This is a genomic window from Streptomyces sp. NPDC008163 (assembly GCF_042956885.1).
GTDB lineage: Bacteria > Actinomycetota > Actinomycetes > Streptomycetales > Streptomycetaceae > Streptomyces > Streptomyces drozdowiczii_A.
This window is the reverse complement of the sequence record NZ_JBIBHG010000001.1, coordinates 221,139-241,406: the sequence shown is the minus strand read 5'-3', so window position 1 is coordinate 241,406 and position 20,268 is coordinate 221,139. Positions and strand designations below refer to the sequence as shown.

The 20,268-nt window shown below is 69.4% G+C and carries 20 protein-coding genes and 3 tRNA genes; 5 read left to right on the top strand and 18 right to left on the bottom strand.

Features of this window, described 5'->3' with window-relative positions:
- Positions 1-98 precede the first annotated feature (98 nt).
- The 9 genes from rpoB to ACFZAT_RS01150 form a co-directional block, all read right to left on the bottom strand.
- The gene (rpoB, locus tag ACFZAT_RS01190; protein WP_164640337.1) at positions 99-3,584 is read right to left on the bottom strand and encodes a DNA-directed RNA polymerase subunit beta; all 3,486 of its coding nucleotides are present in this window, start codon (positions 3,582-3,584) and stop codon (positions 99-101) included.
- Between the two features lie 561 nt (positions 3,585-4,145).
- A complete protein-coding gene (rplL, locus tag ACFZAT_RS01185; RefSeq protein ID WP_073964461.1) occupies positions 4,146-4,529 on the bottom strand; it encodes a 50S ribosomal protein L7/L12 in 384 nt (127 codons plus the stop codon).
- 84 nt (positions 4,530-4,613) lie between these two features.
- Positions 4,614-5,171: a 50S ribosomal protein L10 gene (rplJ, locus tag ACFZAT_RS01180; RefSeq protein WP_018101258.1), complete on the bottom strand. Its 558-nt coding sequence runs from the start codon at positions 5,169-5,171 to the stop codon at positions 4,614-4,616.
- Positions 5,172-5,463: 292 nt separating this feature from the next.
- The gene (locus ACFZAT_RS01175) at positions 5,464-6,378 is read right to left on the bottom strand and encodes a hypothetical protein (RefSeq protein WP_391258377.1); all 915 of its coding nucleotides are present in this window, start codon (positions 6,376-6,378) and stop codon (positions 5,464-5,466) included.
- A 158-nt stretch (positions 6,379-6,536) separates the two neighbouring features.
- The gene (gene rplA / locus ACFZAT_RS01170) at positions 6,537-7,259 is read right to left on the bottom strand and encodes a 50S ribosomal protein L1 (protein ID WP_391258374.1); all 723 of its coding nucleotides are present in this window, start codon (positions 7,257-7,259) and stop codon (positions 6,537-6,539) included.
- A gap of 80 nt (positions 7,260-7,339) precedes the next feature.
- Entirely contained in the window at positions 7,340-7,774 is a 435-nt protein-coding gene (gene rplK / locus ACFZAT_RS01165) for a 50S ribosomal protein L11 (protein WP_018101261.1), read from the bottom strand.
- 175 nt (positions 7,775-7,949) lie between these two features.
- A complete protein-coding gene (gene nusG, locus ACFZAT_RS01160) occupies positions 7,950-8,771 on the bottom strand; it encodes a transcription termination/antitermination protein NusG (protein ID WP_391258370.1) in 822 nt (273 codons plus the stop codon).
- Between the two features lie 71 nt (positions 8,772-8,842).
- On the bottom strand, positions 8,843-9,127 hold the full coding sequence (gene secE, locus ACFZAT_RS01155) for a preprotein translocase subunit SecE (RefSeq protein WP_164398884.1): 285 nt from the start codon (positions 9,125-9,127) through the stop codon (positions 8,843-8,845).
- Positions 9,128-9,233: 106 nt separating this feature from the next.
- Positions 9,234-9,306 (bottom strand) — tRNA-Trp (locus tag ACFZAT_RS01150).
- Between the two features lie 225 nt (positions 9,307-9,531).
- Here ACFZAT_RS01150 and ACFZAT_RS01145 point away from each other — a divergent pair.
- Both ACFZAT_RS01145 and ACFZAT_RS01140 read left to right on the top strand, forming a co-directional pair.
- The gene (locus ACFZAT_RS01145; protein WP_391258367.1) at positions 9,532-10,758 is read left to right on the top strand and encodes an aminotransferase class I/II-fold pyridoxal phosphate-dependent enzyme; all 1,227 of its coding nucleotides are present in this window, start codon (positions 9,532-9,534) and stop codon (positions 10,756-10,758) included.
- A 124-nt stretch (positions 10,759-10,882) separates the two neighbouring features.
- Entirely contained in the window at positions 10,883-11,905 is a 1,023-nt protein-coding gene (locus tag ACFZAT_RS01140) for an adenosine deaminase (protein ID WP_391258365.1), read from the top strand.
- 3 nt (positions 11,906-11,908) lie between these two features.
- Here the strand turns inward: ACFZAT_RS01140 and ACFZAT_RS01135 are convergent, their stop codons facing one another.
- Positions 11,909-12,508, bottom strand: a complete 600-nt coding sequence (locus tag ACFZAT_RS01135) for a TetR family transcriptional regulator (RefSeq protein WP_391258363.1) — start codon at positions 12,506-12,508, stop codon at positions 11,909-11,911.
- An 87-nt stretch (positions 12,509-12,595) separates the two neighbouring features.
- On the opposite strand from ACFZAT_RS01135, the gene ACFZAT_RS01130 reads away from it, so the two are divergent.
- On the top strand, positions 12,596-13,231 hold the full coding sequence (locus tag ACFZAT_RS01130; RefSeq protein ID WP_391258360.1) for an NAD(P)H-binding protein: 636 nt from the start codon (positions 12,596-12,598) through the stop codon (positions 13,229-13,231).
- 41 nt (positions 13,232-13,272) lie between these two features.
- On the opposite strand, the gene ACFZAT_RS01125 is transcribed toward ACFZAT_RS01130, so the two are convergent.
- The 8 genes from ACFZAT_RS01125 to ACFZAT_RS01090 all read right to left on the bottom strand — a co-directional run bounded on the left by ACFZAT_RS01125 (position 13,273) and on the right by ACFZAT_RS01090 (position 18,078).
- Complete coding sequence (locus ACFZAT_RS01125; RefSeq protein ID WP_391258358.1) at positions 13,273-14,328, bottom strand: UDP-N-acetylmuramate dehydrogenase; 1,056 nt, start codon at positions 14,326-14,328, stop codon at positions 13,273-13,275.
- A 72-nt stretch (positions 14,329-14,400) separates the two neighbouring features.
- A complete protein-coding gene (locus ACFZAT_RS01120; RefSeq protein ID WP_391258356.1) occupies positions 14,401-15,855 on the bottom strand; it encodes a DHA2 family efflux MFS transporter permease subunit in 1,455 nt (484 codons plus the stop codon).
- 77 nt (positions 15,856-15,932) lie between these two features.
- Entirely contained in the window at positions 15,933-16,481 is a 549-nt protein-coding gene (locus ACFZAT_RS01115) for a TetR family transcriptional regulator (RefSeq protein WP_391260149.1), read from the bottom strand.
- Between the two features lie 140 nt (positions 16,482-16,621).
- Positions 16,622-17,050 carry a MaoC family dehydratase gene (locus tag ACFZAT_RS01110; RefSeq protein ID WP_018101271.1) on the bottom strand — a complete coding sequence of 143 codons (429 nt, stop codon included), beginning with the start codon at positions 17,048-17,050 and terminating at the stop codon, positions 16,622-16,624.
- Positions 17,050-17,502 carry a MaoC family dehydratase N-terminal domain-containing protein gene (locus tag ACFZAT_RS01105; protein WP_391258353.1) on the bottom strand — a complete coding sequence of 151 codons (453 nt, stop codon included), beginning with the start codon at positions 17,500-17,502 and terminating at the stop codon, positions 17,050-17,052. Before ACFZAT_RS01105 ends, ACFZAT_RS01110 begins: the two co-directional genes overlap by 1 nt.
- Before the next feature lie 133 nt (positions 17,503-17,635).
- Positions 17,636-17,800: a 50S ribosomal protein L33 gene (gene rpmG, locus ACFZAT_RS01100; protein ID WP_003956487.1), complete on the bottom strand. Its 165-nt coding sequence runs from the start codon at positions 17,798-17,800 to the stop codon at positions 17,636-17,638.
- 88 nt (positions 17,801-17,888) lie between these two features.
- A tRNA-Met gene (locus tag ACFZAT_RS01095) sits at positions 17,889-17,961 on the bottom strand.
- A gap of 44 nt (positions 17,962-18,005) precedes the next feature.
- Positions 18,006-18,078 (bottom strand) — tRNA-Thr (locus ACFZAT_RS01090).
- 214 nt (positions 18,079-18,292) lie between these two features.
- Between ACFZAT_RS01090 and ACFZAT_RS01085 the strand changes: the two genes are divergently transcribed.
- Complete coding sequence (locus ACFZAT_RS01085) at positions 18,293-19,552, top strand: amidohydrolase family protein (RefSeq protein WP_391258352.1); 1,260 nt, start codon at positions 18,293-18,295, stop codon at positions 19,550-19,552.
- A gap of 34 nt (positions 19,553-19,586) precedes the next feature.
- Complete coding sequence (locus ACFZAT_RS01080; protein ID WP_391258349.1) at positions 19,587-20,243, top strand: NAD(P)H-binding protein; 657 nt, start codon at positions 19,587-19,589, stop codon at positions 20,241-20,243.
- Positions 20,244-20,268: the final 25 nt, after the last annotated feature.

Genomic DNA, 20,268 nt, shown 5'->3' with positions numbered 1-20,268 from the left:
CCCCTCGCGTCACGCGAGTAAATCGGGGCACTTCAGCAATGGTCTGAACGGGTCCGGGGAGAGCCGGCCGGATCACGGGGATCCGGCCGGCCAACCCGTCAGACCTCTTCGACGCTGCTCGGCTCGCGCCGGGACAGGTCGATACCGAGCTCCTCCGCCGCGCGGAAGACGTCCTCGTCCGTGTCGCGCATCTCGATGGACATGCCGTCCGAGGACAGCACCTCCACGTTGAGGCAGAGCGACTGCATTTCCTTGATGAGCACCTTGAAGGACTCGGGAATGCCCGGCTCGGGGATGTTCTCGCCCTTGACGATCGCCTCGTAGACCTTCACGCGGCCGGTGACGTCGTCGGACTTGATCGTCAGCAGTTCCTGGAGGGCGTAAGCGGCGCCGTAAGCCTCAAGGGCCCACACCTCCATCTCACCGAATCGCTGCCCACCGAACTGCGCCTTACCACCCAGCGGCTGCTGCGTGATCATGGAGTACGGGCCGGTCGAACGGGCGTGGAGCTTGTCGTCGACCAGGTGGTGCAGCTTGAGGATGTACATGTAGCCGACCGAGACCGGGTCCGGGAACGGCTCGCCGGAGCGGCCGTCGAACAGCTTGGCCTTGCCGGAGGGCTGCACCAGACGCATGCCGTCGCGGTTCGGGATCGTGGCCTCGAAGAGACCGGAGATCTCGTCCTCGCGCGCACCGTCGAAGACGGGCGTGGCGACGTTGGTGCCGGGGGCGACCTGGTCGGCGCCGATGGCCTGCAGGCGCTTGGCCCACTCGTCACCGAGGCCGGAGACGTCCCAGCCGCGGCTGGCGAGCCAGCCGAGGTGGATCTCCAGGACCTGTCCCGGGTTCATTCGGGACGGGACACCCAGCGGGTTGAGGATGATGTCGACCGGGGTGCCGTCCTCCAGGAACGGCATGTCCTCGATCGGCAGGATCTTCGAGATGACGCCCTTGTTGCCGTGACGGCCGGCGAGCTTGTCACCGTCGGTGATCTTGCGCTTCTGCGCGACGTAGACGCGGACCAGCTGGTTCACGCCCGGCGGCAGCTCGTCGCCCTCTTCGCGGTCGAAGACGCGGACACCGATGACCTTGCCGATCTCGCCGTGCGGCACCTTCAGCGAGGTGTCGCGGACCTCGCGCGCCTTCTCACCGAAGATCGCGCGGAGCAGGCGCTCCTCGGGGGTCAGCTCGGTCTCACCCTTGGGCGTGACCTTGCCGACGAGGATGTCGCCGGCGACGACCTCGGCACCGATACGGATGATGCCGCGCTCGTCGAGGTCGGCGAGGACCTCCTCGGAGACGTTCGGGATGTCCCGGGTGATCTCCTCGGGGCCGAGCTTGGTGTCACGGGCGTCGACCTCGTGCTCCTCGATGTGGATCGAGGAGAGGACGTCGTCCTGCACGAGGCGCTGCGACAGGATGATCGCGTCCTCGTAGTTGTGACCCTCCCAGGGCATGAACGCCACGAGCAGGTTCTTGCCGAGCGCCATCTCACCGAACTCGGTGGCCGGGCCGTCGGCGAGGACCTGGCCCTCGATGACGCGGTCGCCCTCGGAGACGACGACCTTCTGGTTGACCGAGGTGCCCTGGTTGGAGCGCATGAACTTGGCGATGCGGTACGTGGTGTACGTACCGTCGTCGTTCGTGACGGTGATGTAGTCCGCGGAGACCTCCTGGACCACACCGTCCTTCTCGGCCTTCAGCACGTCACCGGCGTCGGTGGCGCAGCGGTACTCCATGCCGGTGCCGACGAGCGGCGCCTCGCTCTTGATGAGCGGGACGGCCTGGCGCATCATGTTCGCGCCCATGAGGGCACGGTTGGCGTCGTCGTGCTCCAGGAAGGGGATCATCGCGGTCGCGACGGACACCATCTGGCGCGGCGAGACGTCCATGTAGTCGACCTCGCCACCGGGAACGTAGTCGACCTCGCCGCCACGACGGCGGACCAGGACGCGGGGCTCGGTGAAGCGCAGGTCGTCGGAGAGCGTCGCGTTCGCCTGGGCGATGACGAAACGGTCTTCCTCGTCGGCGGTGACGTAGTCGACCTCGTCGGTGACCTGGCCGTCGACGACCTTGCGGTACGGCGTCTCGATGAAGCCGAACGCGTTGACGCGGCCGTACGAGGCGAGCGAACCGATCAGACCGATGTTCGGGCCTTCGGGGGTCTCGATCGGGCACATGCGTCCGTAGTGGGACGGGTGCACGTCTCGGACCTCGAAGCCGGCCCGCTCACGGGAGAGACCACCCGGGCCGAGAGCCGACAGACGGCGCTTGTGGGTGAGACCCGACAGCGGGTTGTTCTGGTCCATGAACTGCGACAGCTGGCTGGTGCCGAAGAACTCCTTGATGGAGGCGACGACCGGCCGGATGTTGATCAGGGTCTGCGGCGTGATCGCCTCGACGTCCTGGGTGGTCATGCGCTCGCGCACGACACGCTCCATACGGGCGAGACCCGTACGGACCTGGTTCTGGATGAGCTCGCCGACGTTGCGCAGGCGGCGGTTGCCGAAGTGGTCGATGTCGTCGGTCTCGACGACGATCGTCCGACCGGACTCGCCGACCGTCTCGGTCTCACCGGCGTGCAGCTTGACCAGGTACTTGATGGTCGCGATGACGTCGTCGGTGGTGAGCACGCCGGCGTCCAGCGGCTCGTCCGCGCCGAGCTTCTTGTTCACCTTGTAGCGGCCGACCTTCGCGAGGTCGTAGCGCTTCGGGTTGAAGTAGAGGTTCTCGAGCAGCGTCTGAGCGGCCTCGCGGGTGGGCGGCTCGCCCGGGCGGAGCTTGCGGTAGATGTCGAGCAGCGCGTCGTCCTGGCCCTGGGTGTGGTCCTTCTCCAGGGTGGCGCGCATGGACTCGTACTCGCCGAACTCCTCGAGGATCTGCTCGGTGGTCCAGCCGAGCGCCTTCAGGAGGACGGTGACCGACTGCTTGCGCTTGCGGTCGATGCGGACACCGACCATGTCGCGCTTGTCGATCTCCATCTCCAGCCAGGCACCCCGGGAGGGGATGATCTTGGCGGAGAAGATGTCCTTGTCGGACGTCTTGTCGATCGACGAGTCGAAGTAGACACCCGGCGAGCGGACCAGCTGCGACACCACGACACGCTCGGTGCCGTTGATGACGAAGGTGCCCTTGTTGGTCATGAGCGGGAAGTCGCCCATGAAGACCGTCTGGGACTTGATCTCGCCGGTCTCGTTGTTGGTGAACTCGGCCGTGACGAAGAGCGGGGCGGCGTACGTGAAGTCGCGCTCCTTGCACTCGTCGATCGAGTTCTTCGGGGGCTCGAAGCGGTGGTCGCGGAACGTGAGCGACATCGACCCGGAGAAGTCCTCGATCGGGGAGATCTCCTCGAAGATCTCCTCGAGGCCGGACTTGGTGGGGACGTCTTGTCCACTGTCCAGAGCAGCCTCGACGCGAGCCTTCCAGGCGGCGTTGCCGAGGAGCCAGTCAAAGCTCTCGGTCTGCAGCGCGAGGAGGTTCGGAACCTCGAGGGGCTCCTTGATCTTTGCAAAAGAGATGCGCAGCGGGGCGGTGCTGGCGCCGTTGTTCGTATTCGCGGTCGAGGCGTTGCGCGAGGCGGCCAAGAGGGGGTCCTTCCGAGGGCTCGGACTCACTACGCGCGTACCGGTCCCAAACTGGACATGAGGGCAGAAAATCCCAGGTCAGGGATGATCGGTCCACGATGCTCAAGATGGGTATGCCCCTGGTGACGGGCAGGAGGCAGCTAACAGGCAGCGCAAAGGGTCAGTGTAGCCAAGTGCCACACTGATGTCCAGTCGGGGTTTTCAGAGACCCACGTTGCTCTCAACAGCTCTTCTCAACACCTATGTCCAGCCCTGCGCGAGGTGCGCCCTTCTTTACTGCCCGCTTCGCCATCGATCCATGCCTCGGATTCGGATCGATTCGGCGACGCGCCTTGAGAATTGCGCGCCGCGTGCGGTTCGTCAAGGGCCCCCTCGGCCCCGGCCGCCCTCGGACCCCCGAGAGGCGCACGGCGATGATCACGATACTCGTCAACGCGGGAAGGGCAAGGCACCCGCCTCCGGTACGCCGAAAGGCGACCACCCGGACGGGTGATCGCCTTTCGCGATGTGACTCCGCGCCTCGCGGCACGGGGGTCCTGAGGAGTCAGAGGACTCCTCGGGTCACTTGACCTCGACGGAGGCGCCGGCGCCCTTGAGGGACTCGGCAGCCTTGTCCGCGGCGTCCTTCGCGACCTTCTCGAGGACGGGCTTCGGGGCGCCGTCGACGAGGTCCTTGGCCTCCTTCAGGCCGAGGGAGGTCAGCTCGCGCACGACCTTGATGACCTGGATCTTCTTGTCACCGGCGGCGGTGAGGATGACGTCGAACTCGTCCTTCTCCTCCTCGGCCGGGGCAGCCGGGCCACCCTGGGCCGGGCCCGCGACGGCGACGGCCGCGGCGGCGGTGACGTCGAACTTCTCCTCGAAGGCCTTCACGAACTCGGCGAGCTCGATGAGGGTGAGCTCCTCGAACTGAGCGAGCAGGTCTTCCTGGGACAGCTTCGCCATGACAGGCGTCCTTCCACTATTCGGCAGGTGCCGGATGTATGTGTCGGCGGGCGTACACGGTGCCCGCTGGACCGCTGAGCGTGATTACTCGGCGGCCTCGGCGGGAGCCGGCGTACCGGCACCGCCCTGCTCCTCCAGCTTGACGCGAAGCGCTTCCGCGGTGCGGACGAACTTCGACGGCAGCGCCTGGAAGAGCTGCGCAGCCTGAGTCTGCTTGCCCTTCATGGCACCGGCCAGCTTGGCGAGCAGAACCTCGCGGGACTCGAGGTCCGCGAGCTGCTTGATGTCATCGGCGGACAGCGCCTTGCCGTCAAGGACACCGCCCTTGATGATCAGGTTCGGGTTGTCCTTGGCGAAGTCACGAAGACCCTTCGCCGACTCCACCGGGTCACCGGTGACGAAGGCAACCGCCGTCGGACCTGCGAAGAGGTCGTCCAGCGTGTCGATCCCGGCCTCGTTGGCCGCAATCTTGGTCAGCGTGTTCTTCACCACGGCGTACTGGGCGTTCTCACCGAGCGAACGGCGCAGCTGCTTGAGCTGTGCCACGGTGAGACCCCGGTACTCGGTCAGCACGGCGGCGTTCGAGCTGCGGAACTGGTCCGCGAGCTCGGCTACCGCAGCAGCCTTGTCGGGCCTAGCCATAGCGTCGGCCTCCTTCCGGGTGATGAGGACCGCTCGAAAGGGACCGGAAAGACGAAACGCCCCGGCGCAGGCGCCAGGGCGAAGCTCGACCGGACAGAATCCGGGAGCTCTCCACAGTCACCTGCGCAGGTCGTCCGCATCAACGGAGCCTTCGGTTGCCCGAACCCTGATGGATTCAGGACAACGACCAGCGGTCTTTGGCTTCTGCAGAAGAGTACGCGACTCGGGTCGCGCCGGGCAAATCCGTCCCGTTTCGAAGGGTGCCGGGAGGTTTGAACCCCCCGGAACCGGGTTACGAAGCGGCGCCCTGCTGCTGCTCCATCAGCTCGGTGAAGTCGACGGTCTGGGCGGCCGGCGGGCGCTCGACGGAGACCTTGGTGCCGTAGTCGCTGTAGTAGACCGTGGAGTTGAGCTCACCGGTCTTCATCGAGCCGCGCTCGGTCTTCTTCACCAGCAGGTCGTTCTCGTCGACCCAGATGTCGACGGTCTCCGTGGTGATCCCCGCGTCCGCCAGCTGCTTCTTGAGGGCGTCGAGCTCGTCGGCGCCGAGGCTGCTGTTCTTGGCGGTCAGGGCGGCGACGTCGACCGTGCCCGAGTAGTGCGTGGTGCTGACGCCGCGGACGTCCTCCTCGCCGACCTTCTTCACGTCGCCGGAGGCGAGCAGTGACTTCACGCCCTGCTCGGGGGTGCTGTTCTGCATCTGGTCCTTCAGCGCCGCCCCCGACGCCCCGGCCAGCTTCTCCAGGTCGTCGTAGCTGTAGCTGATCCAGCGCTTGCCGCCGGTCTGCTGGGACATGGCCGCGCCCATGTCCGCCGCGTACCCGTCCTTGAAGTAGCGGGCCTCCATGGTGCCGTTGCTGCCGGCCTTCTTCATGGCGTCCGCCATGGTGCCGCCGGTGTACGTGATCTTCATGGAGCCCGTGATCCCGTCGGACCAGTCCATGACGCCCGACTGCTTCATGGACATCGCGCTGCCCATGGAGGTGTCGCCCTCGACCCGCGCCGAGTGCGCCTGGCCGGTCTTCTTCTGTACGGCGACCAGCGCGGCTATCGGGTCCACCTTCACCACGGAGCCGCCGCGGCTCTCGGTCTTGCCGGAGCCCTTGCCCGTATCCCCGTCGTCCGATCCGCCACAGGCCGCGACCGAGGTCAGCGCCGCCACCACGGCGACGGACAGACCCACGCGCCGTACGGTATTGGTCAACATCTGAAATCCCACCCCTCGTTCGACTCTCGGTCACCCACGCTGACGCAGGGCTCCGACAGTCATGTCCACGTACGAATGAGGACGAGCCCCGCACCTCGAAAGGTTGCGGGGCCCGTCCCATGTCACACGTGACGCGGCGGTCGTACGAGCGCGGAGGCTCAGACGGCGGCCGGGTCCTCCTCGACGAGGAGGTTACGGGTGCGGTTGGAGTCCAGCGGGATGCCGGGGCCCATCGTGGTCGCCAGGGCGGCCTTCTTGATGTAACGGCCCTTCGCCGCGGACGGCTTGAGGCGGAGGACCTCTTCCAGCGCCGCTGCGTAGTTCTCCACCAGCTTGGTCTCGTCGAAGGAGACCTTGCCGATGATGAAGTGCAGGTTCGAGTGCTTGTCGACGCGGAACTCGATCTTGCCGCCCTTGATGTCGTTGACAGCCTTCGCGACATCGGGGGTGACCGTACCGGTCTTCGGGTTCGGCATCAGACCACGCGGACCGAGCACGCGGCCGAGGCGGCCGACCTTGCCCATGAGGTCCGGGGTCGCGACGACGGCGTCGAAGTCCAGACGGCCCTTCGCCACCTCGTCGATGAGCTCGTCGGAGCCGACGATGTCGGCGCCGGCGGCTTCCGCGGCCGCAGCACGGTCACCGGTCGCGAAGACCAGGACCCGGGCGGTCTTGCCGGTGCCGTGCGGGAGGTTCACGGTGCCGCGGACCATCTGGTCGGCCTTGCGCGGGTCAACACCCAGGCGGAAGGCGACCTCGACGGTGCCGTCGAACTTCGTGGTGGCGGTGTCCTTGGCGAGACGGACGGCCTCGAGCGGGGCGTACAGGCGCTCCCGGTCGATCTTGGCGTCCGCAGCGCGGAGGTTCTTGCTGCGCTTCACTTCTACTCCTGATGGTTTTCAGAGTGTGGAGTCGTGGTGCGGACCAGCGCCGGTCCTACCACTGAGGGCGTGGGGCTGAATCAGCCTTCGACCGTGATGCCCATGGAACGGGCGGTGCCAGCGATGATCTTCGACGCGGCGTCGAGGTCGTTGGCGTTCAGGTCGGGGAGCTTCGTCGTGGCGATCTCGCGGACCTGGGCAGCCGTCAGCTTGGCGACCTTGGTCTTGTGCGGCTCGCCGGAGCCCTTCTCCACACCCGCGGCCTTGAGGATCAGCTTGGCGGCCGGCGGAGTCTTGGTGATGAAGGTGAAGGAGCGGTCCTCGTAGACCGTGATCTCCACCGGCACGACCATGCCACGCTGCGACTCGGTCGCGGCGTTGTAGGCCTTGCAGAACTCCATGATGTTGACGCCGTGCTGACCCAGTGCGGGGCCGACCGGCGGGGCCGGGTTGGCCGCACCGGCGTTGATCTGGAGCTTGATAAGCCCCGTGACCTTCTTCTTCTTGGGAGGCATGTGCTCTCTCCGGGTCCTAGTGAGAGTTTTCGCCGTCATCCGGTCATCCGGATGCAGGCATACCGCACAACGATAACGGGTATAGCCGTGCGACCAAAAACCAAGCAGGTCAGACCGGCTTCGAGAGCCTGTCTGACCTGCTCGGTAGGCATGTGTCCAGAAGCGGGCGGAAAGCTCAGTTCTTCTGGATCTGGTCGAAGCTGAGCTCGACCGGGGTCTCGCGACCGAAGATCTCGACCAGGCCCTTGACCTTCTTCGAGTCGGCGTTGATCTCGTTGATCGTCGCCTGCAGCGTCGCGAACGGGCCGTCGGTGACGGTGACCGAGTCGCCGACCTCGAAGTCGAGGACCTCGACGGTGACCTTGCGGGCCGGAGCCGGCTTGCCCTCGGCCTCGGCGGCCTCACGGGCGGCCTTCTCCTCGGCCTCCGGAGCGAGCATCTTGACGATCTCGTCCAGCGTCAACGGGTACGGGTCGTAGGCGTTGCCCACGAAGCCGGTGACACCGGGGGTGTTGCGGACGACGCCCCAGGACTCGTTCGTCAGGTCCATGCGCACCAGGACGTAGCCCGGGAGCTTGTTCTGACGGACGTTCTTGCGCTCGCCGTTCTTGATCTGGACGATTTCCTCCTCAGGCACCTCGGCCTGATAGATGAACTCCTCCACGTTCAGCGAGACGGCGCGCTGCTCCAGGTTGGCCTTCACACGCTTCTCGTAACCGGCGTACGTGTGGATGACGTACCACTCGCCCGGCAGCCCGCGGAGCTCCTCGCGCAGGGCCGTGACGGGGTCGACGGGCTCGGCCGGCTCGGCCTCCTCCTCGTCGGCCGCGTCTGCGGTCTCCTCGGCGGTGTCCTCGGACGCCTCGTCGGCGTCGGCGGCCTCGGCCTGGTCCGACTCCTCGGCGTCCGCCGCCTCGACGATGTCGAGCTCGTCCTCGGCGGACTCGAAGGCGCCCGCCGTCGGCTCGACGGCGTCGTTCAGGTTCGGGTCAGACACGGTGGCTTCTTCCTGGATACATATGGGTGGAACATGCGAAAGGGGCGCCCATCAGGCGCCCTTCGCGTGGATCAGCCGAAGACGTACTTGACGACCCGCGCGAAACCGAAGTCAATCACGGTTACGAGGCCGATCATGACGACGACGAACGCAATCACCACACTGGTGTACGTCGTCAGCTGGTTGCGCGTCGGCCAGACGACCTTGCGGAGCTCCGCGACGATCTGGCGGTAGAAGAGCGCGAGACGGCCCAGAGGGCCCTTCTTCCCGCGCTTGCCGCCCTTCCGGGTCTTCTTGGACTCGGGGGCCTCGTCCTCGGCATCAGGCTTGTCGATGGAGCCCACGGCGTCCGTCACGCTTCTCACCTGATTCCGGGTCGTGGCCGTGCCGCGCCCGGTGGAGCCGCACGGCGGTGCATTGAAGTACGTACATGCGCACACATCCTGGCGAAGGAGTGTGTAGCAGGGCCGGAGGGACTTGAACCCCCAACCGCTGGTTTTGGAGACCAGTGCTCTACCAATTGAGCTACGACCCTTTGTGGATTCCACCAACCTACCGCATGTTCCCGGATGACCCGAGTGCAGGAACGGTGCGGCTGATGAAGGCCAACGACAGGAGAGTGTACGTGCTCAGCGGCCCGGCGTCGAACAGAAAGCTGCTGATCGCTCCTGGTCGCTTCCTGTCCGCATGCTGTCCGAGTGCTGTCCGGTCCCTGAAACCCCCGTGCCGACGCGGAAAACGGTCTGCGAGCATGGGGGCCATGAGCGCTGCTACTTCTCCGTCCGAGCGCCGGGTCTCCGCCCGCATCGGTGCCATCTCCGAGTCCGCAACCCTCGCCGTCGACGCCAAGGCCAAGGCCCTCAAGGCCGCCGGCCGCCCGGTGATCGGGTTCGGCGCCGGTGAGCCCGACTTCCCGACCCCCGGCTACATCGTGGACGCCGCCGTCGAGGCGTGCCGCACCCCGAAGTACCACCGCTACACCCCCGCGGGCGGGCTCCCCGAGCTCAAGGCCGCCATCGCGGAGAAGACGCTGCGCGACTCCGGTTACGAGGTCGACACCTCCCAGATCCTGGTGACCAACGGCGGCAAGCAGGCGATCTACGAGGCGTTCGCCGCGATCCTCGACCCGGGCGACGAGGTCATCGTCCCGGCCCCGTACTGGACCACCTACCCCGAGTCGATCCGGCTGGCCGGCGGCGTCCCGGTGGAGGTCGTGGCCGACGAGACCACCGGTTACCGGGTGTCCGTGGAGCAGCTGGAGGCGGCCCGTACCGAGCGTACGAAGGTCGTCCTGTTCGTCTCCCCGTCGAACCCGACCGGCGCGGTCTACAGCGAGTCCGACACCGAGGCCATCGGCCGCTGGGCCGTCGAGCACGGCCTGTGGGTGATGACCGACGAGATCTACGAGCACCTGGTCTACGGGGACGCGAAGTTCACCTCGATGCCGGCGGCCGTGCCGGAGCTGCGCGACAAGTGCATCGTGGTCAACGGCGTCGCCAAGACGTACGCGATGACCGGCTGGCGGGTCGGGTGGATCATCGGCCCCAAGGACGTCGTGAAGGCCGCGACCAACCTCCAGTCGCACGCCACGTCCAACGTCGCCAACGTCTCGCAGGCCGCCGCGCTCGCCGCCGTCTCCGGGGACCTGGACGCGGTCGCCGAGATGCGCACCGCCTTCGACCGGCGCCGCCGCACCATCGTGCGGATGCTCAACGACATCGACGGCGTGTTCTGCCCGGAGCCCGAGGGCGCGTTCTACGCGTACCCCTCGGTCAAGGAGCTGCTCGGCAAGGAGATCCGCGGCAAGCGCCCCCAGACCTCGGTGGAGCTGGCCGCGCTGATCCTGGACGAGGCCGAGGTGGCGGTCGTCCCGGGCGAGGCGTTCGGCACGCCGGGCTACCTGCGCCTGTCGTACGCGCTGGGCGACGACGACCTGGTCGAGGGCGTCTCGCGGCTCCAGAAGCTGCTGGGCGAGGCGAAGGCGTAAGCATCGCTCCCTTCCCGTAGAAGCGGCCCCCGATGCCGGAATCGGGGGTCGCTTTCGCGTTCGAGGGGGCACTCGATGGAGAAAGCGGCTACCGCACCGCCCCTCCGTGCGGCAGGATCTTGCAATGGAACGTGATGTACGGCTGCTGCCCAAGGCCCACCTGCACCTGCACTTCACCGGGTCGATGCGGCCCACGACGCTGCTGGAGCTCGCCGACAAGTACGGGGTGCGGCTGCCCGAGGCCCTGACCGGCGGCGAGCCGCCCAAGCTGCGCGCCACGGACGAACGGGGCTGGTTCCGCTTCCAGCGGCTGTACGACATCGCCCGGTCCTGCCTGCGGGCCCCCGAGGACATCCAGCGCCTGGTGCGCGAGGCCGCCCAGGAGGACGTGGCGGACGGCTCCCGCTGGCTGGAGATCCAGGTCGACCCCACCTCGTACGCGCCTCTGCTCGGCGGTCTGATCCCGGCGATCGAGATCATCCTGGACGCGGTGGACGCCGCCTCGCGCGAGACCGGGCTGCCGATCCGGGTGGTCATCGCGGCGAACCGGATGAAGCACCCGCTGGACGCCCGGACCCTCGCGCGCCTCGCCGTGCGGTACGCGGACCGGGGCGTCGTCGGCTTCGGGCTCTCCAACGACGAACGGCGCGGCATGGCCCGTGACTTCGACCGGGCCTTCGCCATCGCCCGGGAGGGCGGCCTGCTGGCCGCCCCGCACGGCGGCGAGCTGTCGGGCCCGTCCAGCGTCCGGGACTGCCTGGACGACCTCGACGCGGCCCGGGTGGGGCACGGGGTGCGCGCCGCCGAGGACCCCCGGCTGCTGCGGCGGCTCGCGGAGGCGGGGGTGACCTGCGAGGTGTGCCCGGCGTCCAATGTGGCGCTCGGCGTCTACGAGAAGCCCGCCGATGTCCCCCTGCGCACTCTGTTCGACGCCGGGGTGCCGATGGCCCTGGGCGCGGACGACCCGCTGCTCTTCGGCTCCCGGCTGGCCGCGCAGTACGACCTGGTGCGCCGTCATCACGCGTTCACCGACGAGGAACTGGCCGAGCTGGCCCGCCAGTCGGTGCGTGGTTCGACGGCACCGGAGCCGGTGCGGGCGGAGCTGCTGGCGGGGGTCGACGCGTGGCTGGCGGATCCCGCGGCCTGAGCCTCAGCCCGCGAGGCCGTTGAGCAGGGTGCGGGCGAGGGACGCCGCGAAGTCGTCCAGCGGCTGGGGCGGTTCGCCGTCGTCCGTGGCGTCGTAGGCGAAGGCGCGCTGGGCGCAGGCACCGAGGAGCAGGGCGGCGGCCGCGTAGGTGTCGGCGTCGGGGCGGAGGCGGCCGGCGGTCTGTTCGGCCCGCAAATAGGTGTCGACGCCGCGGATGGGCAGGTGGGGGCCGGTGCCGAGCTCGCGCATGGCCGCGTCGTGGCGCTCCTTGAGCCGCGGTTCGGCGTACAGGGAGGCGGCGATCGGGAAGCTCTGCTCGTAGAACAGGGCGGCCTGGCGGGCGATGTCGGTGAGGTTCTCCTCGACCGACCGCTCCCCCGCGCCCGGGTCGGCGATGAGGTCGCGCAGATCGATCTTGGGCAGCCGTTCCTTGAGGACCACCACGAACAGCTCCTCCTTGCTGAGGAAGTTCTTGTAGAGCGCGGCCTCCGAGCAGCCGGCGGCCTTGGCGATCTCCTTGGTGGTGGTGCGGGCCAGGCCCTTGGTGAGCATGAGCTCGTGGGCGGCGTCGACAAGGCGGACGCGGGCCGGCTTCTGCTCCATGACTACTCCGATAAGGCTTGACGGGTGAGTGATTACCCACCCACTCTAGAGGTGAGTGAACACTTACCCACCTCGAAGGGGTGTGCCATGAAGCTCACGGTTTTTGGTGCGACCGGCGGTATCGGGCAGGAGATCGTCCGCCAGGCAGTGGCGGCGGGGCACGAGGTGACGGCGGTGGTCCGCGACCCCGCCCGGCTCGCGGTCCCGCTCTCGGACGTCACGGTGCACACCGCCGCCCGGCTGGACGACCCGGAGGCGCTGCGGGAGGCGGTGGCGGGACGGGAGGCGGTCCTCTCCGGCCTCGGGTCCAGAGGCCGGAAGGCCGACGGGATCGCCGAGCGGCTGACCCGCTCGGTACTGGCGGCCATGGAGGCGGAGGGCACCCGGCGGCTGCTGGTGGTCAGCGCCGCCCCGGTCGCCCCCACGCCCGCCGACGAGCCGCTGCTCGACCGGATGATGCTGTCGATGATCGGCGCGGTCCTCAAGGAGGTGTACGCGGATCTCACCGCGATGGAGGGGGCGCTGGCGGCCTCGGCGACGGACTGGACGTCGGTGCGTCCGCCGAAGCTGACGAACGGGCCCCTGACGGGCACCTACCGCACGGTCGTCGGCGGCAACCCGCGCAGCGGCCGGTCCATCTCCCGGGCCGACGTGGCCCACGCGATGCTGGCGCTGACCGGCGACCCGGCGACGGTGAAGCAGGGCGTGGGCGTCGCGTACTGAGGCCCGGGGCCGGAGCGCCCGGGACACGGGGCCCGGGCGCTCTACAGGCTGACGCCCACCGTCACCGGCTCGTTGACCAGCGTGACGCCGAAGGCCGCGTGCACCCCGGCCACGACCTCGCGCGCCAGGGTGAGCAGGTCCTCCGTGGTCGCCGCGCCCCGGTTGGTGAGGGCGAGCGTGTGCTTGGTGGAGATGCGGGCGGGTCCGGTGCCGTAGCCCTTGGTGAAACCGGCCCGGTCGATGAGCCAGGCGGCGGAGGTCTTGGTGCGCCCCTCACCGGCGGGGAAGGCGGGCGGCGTCACGTCGGGCCCGAGCCGTTCGGCGACCCGGGCCAGGAACGCGTCGAACTCGGCCTGTTCCAGAATCGGGTTGGTGAAGAAGGACCCGGCCGACCAGGTGTCGTGGTCCTCGGGGTCGAGGACCATGCCCTTGCCCGCGCGCAGCCGGAGCACTGTTTCACGGGCCTCGGCGGCGGGAACGCGCTCCCCCTCCTGGACGCCCATGGCCCGCGCGGTCTCCGGGTACTTCAGGGGCGCCGAGAGCCCGTCGGCCTCCTCCAGGCCGAAGCGGACGCGCAGCACCACGTACCGGTCGGGTTCGGCCTTGAAGCGGCTGTGCCGGTAGGAGAACGCGCACTCGGAGTTGGGCAGGACGACCGTTTCCCGGGTGCGCCGGTCGTAGGCGACGACCTCCGTGATGGTGGCGGACACCTCCTGTCCGTACGCCCCGACGTTCTGGATGGGCGTCGCACCCGCCGAGCCGGGGATGCCCGCCAGGCATTCGAGCCCCGCGAGGCCCGCCTCCACGGTGCGGGTGACGGCGTCGGTCCAGACCTCCCCGGCGGCCAGTTCCAGGAAGCCGCCGTCGAGGACGAAGCCCTTGGTGGCGATCCGCAGGGCGGTGCCCTCGAAGCCCTTGTCGCCGATGACCAGGTTGCTGCCGCCGCCGATGATCAGGAGCGGGGTGCCGCTGTCGTCGGCCTCGCGCACGGCGTCGATCACCTCGGTGTCCGTGGTGGCCGTGAGGAGCCGGGTGGCGGGGCCGCCGAGCCGGAAGGTGGTCAGGGGGGCGAGGGGGGCGTCGTGGAGTTCCTGCACGGGGACAAGGGTACGGTCCGTGGCCCCGCCGTCTGGGCGGGGCCACGGACCGCGTGGCGTGTGCGGGGTGCGTCAGGCGGGTACGGAGACCGGCTCCTCCGCGTCGGCCGGGGTCTCGGCCGTCCCGACGGCGGCCTGCTGCTCACCGGCGGCGCGGCGGCCGGGGATCATCAGGGCGACGAGCGCGGCCAGGGCGACGACCCCGGAGCCGATCCAGACGGCGGGCACGGTGCCGTCGGTGAAGGACTGCGCGGACTCCAGGCCGCCCTGCGAGGCGAAGACGGTGGTGAGCACCGCGACCCCGAGGGCGCCGCCGACCTCGCGGAGGGCGTTGTTGGCTCCGGACGCGATGCCCTGGTCACCGGGGCGGACGCTGGACATCACCAGGCTGGCGGCCGGTGCGAAGTACAGGGCCATTCCGATGCCGCCGATGATCAGGCCGGGCAGCTGCGAGACGTAGGACGCGTCCGGGGCGATGACCAGGGCGAAGAGGGCGAGGCCGACCGCCTGGAGGGCGAGCCCGGTCACGACCACCGGGCGGCCGCCGAAGCGGTCGGAGAGGATCCCGGCGATGGGGGCGACGAGCATCGGCATCCCGGTCCAGGGCAGCATCCGCAGTCCGGCCTCGGTCGGCGAGTAGCCGAGGACGCCCTGGAAGTACTGGCTGAGCAGGAAGATCGCGCCGAACATCCCGAGGTACATCAGCAGGCTGGCGATGTTGATCCCGAAGAAGCCGCGGTCCCGGAAGAGCCGCATGGGAAGCATCGGCTTGCGGCCCCGGAAGCCGTGGCGGACGAAGGCGCCGATGAGCGCGATGCCGGCGATGAGGGAGGTCAGGACGGCCGGGCTGGTCCAGCCGTCGGCGTTGGCGTTGACGAGGCCGTAGACGATGCCGAAGAGGCCGCCGCTGACGAGGAGGGTGCCGGGGATGTCGAGCCGGGCGCCGGGGGCGTACGACTCCGCGAGGCGGAAGCGGGCGAGCGGCAGCAGGAGCAGGCCGATCGGGACGTTGAGCCAGAAGATCCACTGCCAGGAGATGTGCTCGGTGAGGCTGCCGCCGATCAGGGGTCCACTGGCCACGGCGAGGCCGGTCGCGGCGCTGAAGATGCCGAGCGCCATGCCCCTCCGGGCGGGTTCCACGGCGGCCGTGAGCAGGGTGAGCGTGAGCGGCATCATGATCGCGGCGCCGACGCCCTGGACGGCGCGGAAGGCGATGAGTTCGTTGATGCCGGGCGAGAGGGCGGCCGCCGCGGAGGCGCCGGTGAAGACGGTGAGGCCGGTGAGGAAGAGCCGGCGGCGGCCGAAGCGGTCACCGAGGGCGGCGCCGAACATCAGCAGGACGGCGAAGGTGAGCGTGTAGGCGTTGACCGTCCACTCCAGCTCCTCCATCTCTCCGCCGAGGCTCTCGCGGATGGACGGCAGGGCGGTGGTGACGACGAGGTTGTCGAGGGCCGCCATGAAGCCGGCGACGCTGGTGATGACGAGGGCCCAGGCCGCTCCCGCGCGGCCCTTCGCTTGCTGGTTCACTGCTCCCCCTGAGGGTTAGTTATTGATGACTAACTTTTCCGGGCAGAAAACCGGGCAGAACCCGGGGTGGGACACGTTCAGGAGACCGGCTGGGCGGAGGCGTAGAAACCGGACCAGATCCGGTGTCCCGCCGGGAAGCCGAGCGAGGTCAGCGTGTTGGCGAGCATGCCGTACGCGAGGAACTGGGTGGTCTCGTCGACCTCGGCGCCGAGCGCGAGGTTGACGGAGTCGAAGAGCTCCAGCCAGCCGGCCCGCACCGATTCGCCGAACCCGTGGTCCCCCGAGGCTTCGGCGGCGGCGACGGCCGCGTACATCTGCATCTGCATGAGCAGCTTCTCGGGGTCGTCGGCGATCAGCTGCTGGTAGGCACTGGCCATGGCGTGCAGCGCCTCTTCACCGGCCAGCCCGTCGGCCGCCTCGGCGAAGACCCGCCGGGTCTCTTCGAGGCAGCGCTCGGCCGCCGCGAGGAACATCGCTTCCTTGTTGGGGAAGAGACGGAAGAGGTACGGCTGCGAGACACCCACCCGCTGGGCGATCACCGCGGTGGAGGTCGCGCTGTACCCGCCGCGGGCGAACTCGGTGATCGCCGCCCGGATGACGCTCTCGCGTCGCTCATCTGCACTCATCCTTGCCATGCCCATAAGTTAGTACTCAATCACTAACTAAGTCAAGCGGCCTGTCGGGCGGAGTCTCGGGCGACGGTACGCGTAAGGGGCACGGCCCCATGGACCGTGCCCCTTACAACGCGTCGCGTCGCCTGTCGCCCCTAGGCGAGCTGCACCACGGCCCGGGACATGCCCAGGACCTTCTTGCCGTCGCTCATGACCGTCAGGTCCACGCGCACCCGCCGGTCGTCCAGCAGCGCGCCCACCTTGCCGCTGACCTCGATCTGCGCGCCCTTGTCGTCGTCCGGGACCACGACGGGCTTGGTGAAGCGCACCCCGTACTCGACCACCGCGCCGGGGTCGCCGGTCCAGTCCGTGACCACGCGGATCGCCTCGGCCATGGTGAACATGCCGTGCGCGATCACATCGGGCAGCCCGACCTCGCGCGCGAAGCGCTCGTTCCAGTGGATCGGGTTGAAGTCGCCCGAGGCGCCCGCGTACTGCACGAGCGTCGCCCGGGTGACCGGGAAGGACCGCGCCGGCAGCTCCGTGCCGACCTCGACGGACTCGTAACTCACCTTCGCCGTCATCACGCCTCCTCGGCGGCGCGCGCCACCAGCTTCGTCCAGGCCGTCACGACCAGCTCACCGGACTCGTCGTGGACATCGCCACGGACGTCCAGGATGTCGTTGCCCGCCATCGACTTCACGGCCTCGATGGTCGAGACGACCGACAGCCGGTCACCGGCGCGCACGGGGCGGACATAGACGAACTTCTGGTCGCCGTGCACGACCCGGCTGTAGTCCAGGCCCAGCTGGGGGTCCTCGATGACCTGGCCGGCGGCCTTGAAGGTGATCGAGAACACAAAGGTCGGCGGCGCGATCACATCGGCGTGGCCGAGGGCCTCGGCGGCCTCGGGGTCGGTGTACGCGGGGTGGGCGTCGCCCACGGCCTCGGCGAACTCGCGGATCTTCTCCCGTCCGACCTCGTACGGCGCGGTGGGCGGATAGGTCCGTCCCACGAAGGACTGGTCGAGCGCCATGAACTCGCAACCTCCTGATGAAAGAACGTCTGGGCCGGCCTGTGGCGGCGTCCGGCACCATTCAACGCCAAACCCGCCGCACAACGACGCGAGGCCGCCCCCCGAAGGGGACGGCCTCGTGTACGAGCCTGATTCAGCGCGTTTCGCGGTGCGCGGTGTGCGAGTTGCAGCGCGGGCAGTGCTTCTTCATCTCAAGACGGTCCGGGTTGTTACGCCGGTTCTTCTTGGTGATGTAGTTCCGCTCCTTGCACTCCACGCAGGCCAGCGTGATCTTCGGGCGGACGTCGGTGGCAGCCACGTGAGTGCTCCTTGGACGGACGATGGACGGATGAACGCAGAAAAGAGTAGCCGATCGAAGGACCGACCCCACAATCGGCTACTTTTAGTAGCGGTGACCGGACTTGAACCGGTGACACAGCGATTATGAGCCGCTTGCTCTACCGACTGAGCTACACCGCTTTGATGACTGGTCCCCCCGCCGAAGCGGGGTTTCCGATCACCAGAGCCCCAATGCGGAATCGAACCGCAGACCTTCTCCTTACCATGGAGACGCTCTACCGACTGAGCTATTGGGGCGAGCGATGAAGACATTACACGCTCGGTCGCCGATCGCCCAAATCCGTTTCGCGGCGCCCGGCCGACCTGGTCCCGTACCCCGCTTCGGGCGCCCTCACACCGCTGATCAGCAAGGCCGCACCGGTACGACTATTGCGCTCCTCCTCCGACCGGACCGCGCCCGCCCCTAGGCTCTACTCACTCTGCGTGATCTTGACCCCTTTCCAGGAGCACGATGCCCGACAGCCAGCCGCAGCGGCCCGACGACCACGCGGCCGACGCCACCGGCGGCCCGGAGACCTCGGCCCTGACGCTCTGCGGCGCCCGCCTCACCGACGGCCGCGTCGTGGACGTACGGGTCCGCGGCGGCCGCATCGAGGCCGTCGGTACCGCGGGCAGCCTCACCGCCGCCCCCGGCGCCCGCGTCGACCTGCGCGGCCACCTCCTGCTCCCCGCGCCCGCCGAGCCGCACGCCCACAGCGACACCGCCCTCACCGCGGACGGCACCGGCCCCGCGTCCGAGCGGCCCGAGGACGTCCAGCGGCGCGCCACGGAGGCCGCGCTGCTCCAGCTCGGCCACGGCGCGACGGCGCTGCGCTCGCACGTACGGATCGGCGGCCCCCGGGGCCTGGCGGCGCTCGAAGCCGTCCTCCAGGCCCGGCGCTCGCTGCGCGGCCTGGCCGAGCTGACCCCGGTCGCCGTCCCCCGGCTGCTCACCGGCGTCGCCGGGGCGGGCAACCTCGCGATGCTCCGCGACGCGGTGAAGATGGGCGCCGGGGCGGTCGGCGGCCGCCCCGACCTCGACCCGGACCCGGCGGGCTACGCGGAGGCCGTGCTCGAAGTCGCCGCCGAGCACGGCTGCCCCGTGGACCTGCACACGGACGGCGACGATCCCGCCCGGCTCGCCCGGTTCGCCGCCCTGGCGGGCGGCCTGCGCCAGGAGGTCACCATCGGCCCCTGTGCCGGTCTCGCCCGCCTCCCCGCCGATGTCGCCGCCCGGGCCGCCGGACAGCTGGCGGCGGCCGGGGTGGGCGTCACCTGCCTCCCCCAGGGCGGCTGCTGCGGTACGGAGCACCGGGGCGCCGCCCCGGTGAGGCTGCTGCGCGAGGCCGGGGTGCGGGTCGCGGCGGGCAGCGGGGCGCTGCGCGATCCGGCCAACCCCGTGGGGCGCGGCGACCCGCTGGAGGCGGCGTTCCTGCTGTCCTCGCAGGGCGGCCTGCGCCCCGAGCACGCCTACGCGGCGGTGTCCGCCGAGGCCCGGCACGTGATGGGGCTTCCCGAGGTCCGCGTCGAGGCGGGCTTCCCGGCCGAGTTGCTCGCCGTACGCGGAGAGGGGCTGGCCGGGGCGCTGTCGCTGGCGTACAGCCGGATCGTGGTGCACCGGGGGCGGGTGGTGGCCCGGACCAGCGCGGTGCGCGAGTACTGCGATTCGGAGGCCGGCGGCGGGCCCGGTCTTCCCCGCCAGGGACGGCCTGAATCCACCGGCGGGCCGTGAGCGTCGCGGCGCGCTCCGGCGTACCGTCGGTTGTATGCGCATTGTCATCGCAGGTGGACATGGTCAGATCGCGCTGCGGCTGGAGCGCTTGCTCGCCGCGCGCGGGGATGAGGCGGCCGGCATCATCCGCAACCCCGGACAGAGCGACGACCTCAGGGCGGTGGGCGCCGAGCCCGTGGTGCTGGATCTGGAATCGGCCACGGTCGACGAGGTCGCCGAGGTGCTGCGGGGAGCCGACGCGGCGGTCTTCGCGGCCGGTGCGGGCCCCAACAGCGGTACGGCCCGCAAGGACACGGTGGACCGGGGCGCGGCCGTGCTCTTCGCGGACGCGGCGGAGCGGGCGGGGGTGCGGCGTTACGTCGTGGTCTCGTCCATGGGCGCGGACCCGGACCACGCCGGGGACGAGGTGTTCGACGCGTATCTGCGGGCCAAGGGCGAGGCGGACGCGGACGTGCGCTCCCGCCCGGCCCTGGACTGGACGATCCTGCGCCCCGGGATGCTCACCAACGACGCCGGCACCGGCCAGGTCCTCCTCGCCGCCTCCACGGGCCGGGGCCCCGTCCCCCGCGACGACGTGGCGGCGGCCCTGCTCGAACTCCTGGACACCCCGGCCACGGCGGGCCTGACCCTGGAACTGATCTCGGGCAACGTGCCGTTGACGGTCGCGGTGAAGGACATCGCGGGCAACTGACCGCGACAACGAAGAAGGCCCCCGT